The following is a 6,089-nucleotide window of genomic DNA, read 5'->3' on the forward strand; positions in this document are numbered from 1 at the left end:
GAGAACGCCCGCGACGTCGCCGCCGCCCGCCAGGCCGGCCAGAGCGCCGCCCTGATCGACCGGCTCGCCCTCGATGCCGGCCGCGTCGCGGCGATCGCGGATTCCGTCGATAAGGTCGGCTCCCTGGCCGATCCGGTCGGGCGCCAGCTCGCCGCGATCGAGCGGCCGAACGGCCTGCTGATCGAGCGTATCGCGGTGCCGCTCGGCGTGATCGGCGTGATTTTCGAGAGCCGCCCCAACGTCACAGCGGATGCCGGCGCACTCTGCCTCAAGGCCGGCAACGCCGCGATCCTGCGCGCCGGCTCGGACAGCCATCGCAGTGCCATGGCCATCGCGAAGGCGATGAGCGAGGGCTTGGCCGAGGCCGGCCTGCCGGCCGACGCGATCCAGTTGGTCCCGACCCGGGACCGTGCCGCGGTCGGGCTGATGCTCGGCGGCCTCGACGGTTGCATCGACGTGATCGTGCCCCGGGGCGGGCGCGGCCTCGTGGAGCGTGTCCAGGCCGAGGCGCGGGTGCCGGTCTTCGCCCATCTCGACGGCGTCAACCACGTCTACGTCGCGGCCGGGGCGGATCTCGACATGGCGCTGGCCGTGGTGCTCAACAGCAAGATGCGCCGGACCAGCGTCTGCGGCGCGGCCGAGACGCTGCTGGTGGATCGCGCCTGCGCGGCGACCCACCTCGCCCCCCTGGTCCGCACCCTGCTCGATGTCGGCTGCGCGGTGCGCGGCGATGCCGAGGTCCAGAATGTGGATTCCCGGGTGACCGCGGTCTCCGAGGATGACTGGCACACCGAGTATCTCGACGCGATCATCGCGGCCCGCGTGGTCGACGGGATCGACGCGGCGATCGAGCATATCGAGACCTACGGCTCGCATCACACCGACGCGATCATCACCGGCGACCGCGCCGAGGCCACGCGCTTCCTGGCGGAGGTCGATTCGGCGATCGTCACCCACAACGCCTCGACCCAGTTCGCCGACGGCGGCGAGTTCGGCTTCGGGTCCGAGATCGGCATCGCCACCGGTCGGATGCATGCCCGCGGCCCTGTGGGCGTGGAGCAGCTGACCACGTTCAAGTACCGGGTCCACGGCAGCGGCCAGATCCGCCCGTGATCCCGTCCGAGGCGATGGCCCCAGAAGTCCCGGCGTGCGGCTGACCCTGCCGCCGAGCGCTCCCGGCATGCGGATCGGCCTCTACGGCGGATCCTTCAATCCGGCCCATCGCGGCCACCGCCACGTCACCGTGACGGCGTTGCGGCGGCTCGGGCTGGATCGGGTCTGGTGGCTGGTCAGCCCGGGCAACCCGCTCAAGAGCCGGATCGCCCTGCCCTCCGTGGAAGCGCGCTGCGCGCAGGCCCGCGACATCGCCCGGCATCCGCGCATCGCTGTGACCGGCATCGAGGCGGCCCTGGGCGTGCGCTTCACGGTCCAGACCCTGCGTTACCTGACCCGCCGCTGCCCCGGGGTGCACTTCGTCTGGATCATGGGGGCGGATTCGCTCGCCACCTTCCACCGCTGGAAGGGCTTCGCGGAGATCGCGCGGCTCGTCCCCATCGCGATCATCGACCGGCCCGGCTACACGATGACGCCTCTGAGTGCCCGGGCGGCCCATCGGCTGGCGCAGGCCCGGGTGCCGGAGGCGGCGGCGCACACCCTGTCTGCGCGCGCGCCGCCGGCCTGGACGTTCCTCCACGGACCCCGATCGCCCCTGTCGTCGACCGAGATCCGCAACGAGCGCGGGGGGACTCCGGGGCCTCCGCACGCGACGCAGTTGCAATCGCCGCACGTTACCGCCAATTTCATACCGGTTCGCGTGCCCTGAGAGGGCGGCGCGGCAACACGAGGAATCAGGACGCTGCCCGAGACTATTCACACGGAGACCATCCGCACCAACGCCCCCGTTCCGGAAGAGCCCGGCATGGCGCGCTCGGACGACCTGAAGGCGCTCGCCCTCTCGTGCCTCGACGAGATGAAGGCCGAGGAGACGATCGCGATCGACCTGGCGGGGAAGACCTCGCTGGCCGACACGATGATCATCGCGTCCGGCCGGTCGCAACGCCATGTCGGCTCGATCGCCGACAAGTTCATTCAGGAAATGAAGACTCGTGGCTACGGCAACGCCCGGGTCGAGGGCATGCCGGCCTGCGACTGGGTCCTGATCGACGCCGGCGACGTGCTCGTGCACATCTTCCGTCCCGAGGTGCGCGGCTTCTACAACCTTGAGAAGATGTGGGGCGCGGACCGCCCGCTCGGACTAGCGGCGGACTAGCGGTTCGCCGACCCGCGCCGTCGTTGCGAGCGCAGCGACGCAACCCGGTGATGCGCCACCTTCGAGGACCGCGCACCGCGCTGGATTGCTTTGCTGCGCTCGCGATGACGGTGAGGCGACGTCTGTCCCGCCCACCCCCTCATCCTGAGGTGCGGCAAACCCGCCGCGAAGGAGATCTCCAGGCGTCGCGGCGATCCCCGGAAACCTCCTTCGGGGCCCGCTGACGCGGATCCCTCGGGGCGAGGGTGGGGATTGGACAGGCGTGGTCGAACCCTTTCGAACACAGCAAGAGACCCCTTCCCGTGCGCCTCGTCCTGGCAGCGATCGGCCGTCTGAAGGCCGGACCGGAGCGTGAGCTCGCGTCCCGGTATCGCGACCGCGCTGCACAGCTCGGCCGCGGCCTCGGCTTCCCCGCCTGCGACGGCGTCGAGATCGTGGAATCCCGGGCCCGCCGGGCGCCGGACCGCTGCGCCGAGGAGGCGTCCGCCCTATTGAGCCATCTGCCGCCCGGCGGAGTGCTAGTGGCCTACGACGAGCGCGGCCGCTCGGACATCGCCAGCGAAGCCCTGGCCGAGCGGATCGCCGGATGGCGCGACGCCGGCCGGCCGGCCCTGGTGGTGGCGATCGGCGGGCCGGACGGCCTCGATGCCTCAATTCGGACGAAGGCGGAGCTGATCCTGTCCTTCGGGGCTGCCACCCTGCCCCATGGACTCGTGCGCGTGCTCGCCCTGGAACAGATCTATCGCAGCCTGACCATTCTGGCCGGCCACCCGTATCATCGCGGCGAGCCGGGCTAGGGCACCGTGCGGAACGACGATGGTGCCAGGATCGGTGTCTTCCAAAGGTCGGCTCTGCGCGCCGTCCTGATGCTCGCCATCGCCGGCGTGGCGGTCCCGTCGCGGGCCGAGGATCCGGCAACGAACGCAGAATCCGAGAAAATCCAGCGCGCCAACGAGGAGCGCGACAGGCGGGCCGAGAATCTCAAGCGTGTCCAGGATGCGCTGGCCGCCAGCGCAGGTCAGCGCTCGCAGTTCGAGGGCGAGATCGCCGCCATCGGCTCGGACCGGGCCAAGCTCGACAGCGCCCTACTGGATGCCGGACGCCAGGCGCAGGCCACCGAGGACCGGCTGAGCCGCCTGGAAGAACGCCTGAAGGCGATGACCGAGAGCGAGGCCGCGATCCGCCGGTCCCTGCACGCCCGCCGCGGCATCGTCGCCGAGATCCTGGCGGCACTCCAGCGGATGGGCCGCCGCCCGCCCCCGGCCGTGCTGGTGAGCCCGGAGGACGTGCTGGCGGTCATCCGAACTTCGATGCTGCTCGGCGCCGTGGTGCCGGAGCTGCGCGGCGAGGTCGATACCCTGGCCGCGGACCTCGCCGAGATGATCCGCCTGCGCGGCCTGATCGCGCAGGACAAGGAGGGGCTGGCCAACGACCTCGCCGGCTGGGCCCGGGAACAGCAGCGCCTGCAGGCGCTCCTCACCGCCCGGCGCGCCCGGCAGGCGGAGGTCGAGAGCGGCCTGACCGCGGAGCGCAAGCGCGCGGCCGAGCTCGGCGCCCAGGCGAAATCCCTCAAGGACCTGCTCGACCGAACCGAGGCCGAGGTCGCCGCGACCCGGCGTTCCGCCGACGAGGCCAAGGCGGCCGCCGAGCGCGAGGCCCGGGTGACGCAGGAACGTTTCGCCGCGGCCGGATTCCGGGATCCGGCGCGCCTGGCCCCGAAGGTGCATTTCGCGGAGGCGCGGGGCGAAGTGCCGCGGCCGGTGAGCGGGCGGCTGGCGCGGGGCTTCAACCAGCCCGACGGCAACGGCGGGATCACCCGGGGCGTCTCCTTCACGACGCGGCCGAAGGCGCTGGTCTCCTCACCGGCCGACGGCTGGGTCAAGTTCGCGGGGCCGTTCCGGTCCTATGGGCGTCTCTTGATCATCGACGCGGGCGACGGCTACTATCTTCTGCTGGCGGGGATGGATCAGATTAGCGTAGAGGTCGGCCAGTTCGTTCTTGCGGGTGAGCCGGTGGGCAGCATGGGCGAGGGTGGCGCGGGCCCGTCGGGGTCCGAGGGCGATCCATCGCTGTACGTCGAGTTCAAGAAGGACGGCGGCTCCGTCGATCCGGAGCCGTGGTGGGCGAAGAGCCCCAGTGACAAGATACTTGGCGAGAAGGTTCGCGGCTGATGCGCAAGACGTCCCTGATCATGCTCGGCGCCTTCCTGGGTGCCGGCACCTCCATGGTGGCGACCCAGACCGACTTCCTGTCGGGACCGCGGGCCGTGGCCGCTTCCGCCGAGACCTATCGCCAGCTGAGCCTGTTCGGCGACGTCTTCGAGAAGGTCCGCACCGACTACGTCGAGAAGCCCGACGAATCGAAGATGATCGAGGCGGCCGTCAACGGCATGCTGACCTCGCTCGACCCGCATTCGAGCTACATGGACGCCAAGGCGTTCCGTGACATGCAGACCACCACCCGCGGCGAGTTCGGCGGGCTTGGCATCGAGGTCACCATGGAGGACGGCCTGATCAAGGTCGTCACGCCGATCGACGACACTCCCGCCGCCAAGGCGGGCCTGCTGGCCAACGACATCATCACCCAGATCGACGACGACCAGGTCCAGGGCCTGACCCTGAACCAGGCGGTCGACAAGATGCGCGGCCCGGTGAACTCGGCCGTGAAGCTCAAGATCTCCCGCAAGGAGTCGAAGGACCCGATCGACGTCACGCTCACCCGCGACGTGATCAAGATCAAGCCGGTGCGCTCGAAGGTGGAGGGCGGCGACGTCGCCTACATCCGCCTGACCCAGTTCAACGAGCAGACCTTCGACGGCATGCGGGCGGCGATCGACAAGCTCTCGAGCGAGATCGGGGCCGACAAGCTCAAGGGCTACGTGGTCGACCTACGCAACAACCCAGGCGGCCTGCTTGACCAGGCCGTGATGGTCTCGGACGGCTTCCTCGACCGCGGCGAGATCGTCTCAACCCGCGGCCGCAACCCGGACGAGACCCAGCGGTTCTCGGCCAAGGCCGGCGACCTGACCAAGGGCAAGCCGGTGGTGGTGTTGGTGAACGGCGGCTCGGCCTCGGCCTCCGAGATCGTGGCCGGCGCCCTGCAGGACCACAAGCGCGCGACCATCATGGGCACGCGCTCCTTCGGCAAGGGCTCGGTGCAGTCGATCATTCCGCTCGGCGGCTCCGGCGCCCTGCGGCTGACCACGGCGCGTTACTACACGCCGTCGGGCCGCTCGATCCAGGCCAAGGGCATCGAGCCCGACATCGAGGTTCTGCAGGACGTGCCCGACGAGCTGAAGGGCAAGGACGAGACCAAGGGCGAGGCCGGGCTGAAGGGCCACCTGAAGCAGAAGGATACCGACGAGCGCGGCGGTTCCTCCGCCTACATCCCGCCGGACCCCGCCAAGGACAAGCAGCTCCTGTCGGCCATCGACTTCCTGCACGGCATCCAGAAGGGCGCCGCCAACAGCGGCACCCCCGCCCAGCAGCAGAAGCCCAGCCTGCCGAACTGATTTCTGTTCACCGACCAAGACCAAAACACCCCGCCCGGCAGGCCAGCCGGGCGGGGTTTTTCGTGTCGAACAGCGATGTTAGCGGAAGATTAACCATACCGACGGGCAATACGTGATGGGATTCGCGCCGCTGCTATCGGGCGTGGGACGCGATTCCGCATCGAGTGCCGCTTGACCGAGTCCACCGACGATATCCTCACGCGCCCCCTCGGGGTGCCGGAGGCGCAGGCGCCGGAGCGGCCCCAGGGTCGGTTCGCACGCCTCGTCGCGCCGCTGCGCCGGCCGAGGATCGCCGCGGGGGCGCTCGCC

6 protein-coding genes are annotated in these 6,089 nt (G+C 70.2%); all 6 read left to right on the forward strand.

What is annotated here, in order from left to right:
• The coding region (locus FV228_RS18175) for a glutamate-5-semialdehyde dehydrogenase (RefSeq protein ID WP_147855912.1) at nucleotides 1-1,113 on the forward strand (1,113 nt) is incomplete at its 5' end.
• Nucleotides 1,114-1,147: 34 nt separating this feature from the next.
• Nucleotides 1,148-1,822 (forward strand): nicotinate-nucleotide adenylyltransferase, encoded by a 675-nt coding sequence (locus tag FV228_RS18180; protein ID WP_281406506.1) that lies wholly within the window; start codon nucleotides 1,148-1,150, stop codon nucleotides 1,820-1,822.
• A 96-nt stretch (nucleotides 1,823-1,918) separates the two neighbouring features.
• Nucleotides 1,919-2,269 (forward strand): ribosome silencing factor, encoded by a 351-nt coding sequence (rsfS, locus tag FV228_RS18185; protein WP_147855913.1) that lies wholly within the window; start codon nucleotides 1,919-1,921, stop codon nucleotides 2,267-2,269.
• Between the two features lie 302 nt (nucleotides 2,270-2,571).
• Nucleotides 2,572-3,066 (forward strand): 23S rRNA (pseudouridine(1915)-N(3))-methyltransferase RlmH, encoded by a 495-nt coding sequence (gene rlmH / locus FV228_RS18190; RefSeq protein ID WP_147855914.1) that lies wholly within the window; start codon nucleotides 2,572-2,574, stop codon nucleotides 3,064-3,066.
• Between the two features lie 69 nt (nucleotides 3,067-3,135).
• The gene (locus FV228_RS18195; RefSeq protein WP_246693946.1) at nucleotides 3,136-4,440 is read left to right on the forward strand and encodes a peptidoglycan DD-metalloendopeptidase family protein; all 1,305 of its coding nucleotides are present in this window, start codon (nucleotides 3,136-3,138) and stop codon (nucleotides 4,438-4,440) included.
• Nucleotides 4,440-5,780, forward strand: coding sequence for a S41 family peptidase (locus FV228_RS18200; RefSeq protein ID WP_147855916.1), 1,341 nt, complete (start codon nucleotides 4,440-4,442; stop codon nucleotides 5,778-5,780). The genes FV228_RS18195 and FV228_RS18200 overlap by 1 nt, the downstream gene beginning before the upstream one ends.
• The last annotated feature ends 309 nt before the right edge of the window (nucleotides 5,781-6,089 follow it).

It is taken from the genome of Methylobacterium sp. WL18, from assembly GCF_008040015.1.
In the GTDB taxonomy this organism is placed as follows: Bacteria; Pseudomonadota; Alphaproteobacteria; order Rhizobiales; family Beijerinckiaceae; genus Methylobacterium; species Methylobacterium mesophilicum.

What these genes read in the sequence shown, in the direction of transcription:
- FV228_RS18195 (WP_246693946.1), top strand. Translation starts at nt 3,136, where the DNA reads ATGCTCGCCATCGCCGGCGTGGCGGTCCCGTCGCGGGCCGAGGATCCG.
- FV228_RS18200 (WP_147855916.1), top strand. Translation starts at nt 4,440, where the DNA reads ATGCGCAAGACGTCCCTGATCATGCTCGGCGCCTTCCTGGGTGCCGGC.
- rsfS (WP_147855913.1), top strand. Translation starts at nt 1,919, where the DNA reads ATGGCGCGCTCGGACGACCTGAAGGCGCTCGCCCTCTCGTGCCTCGAC.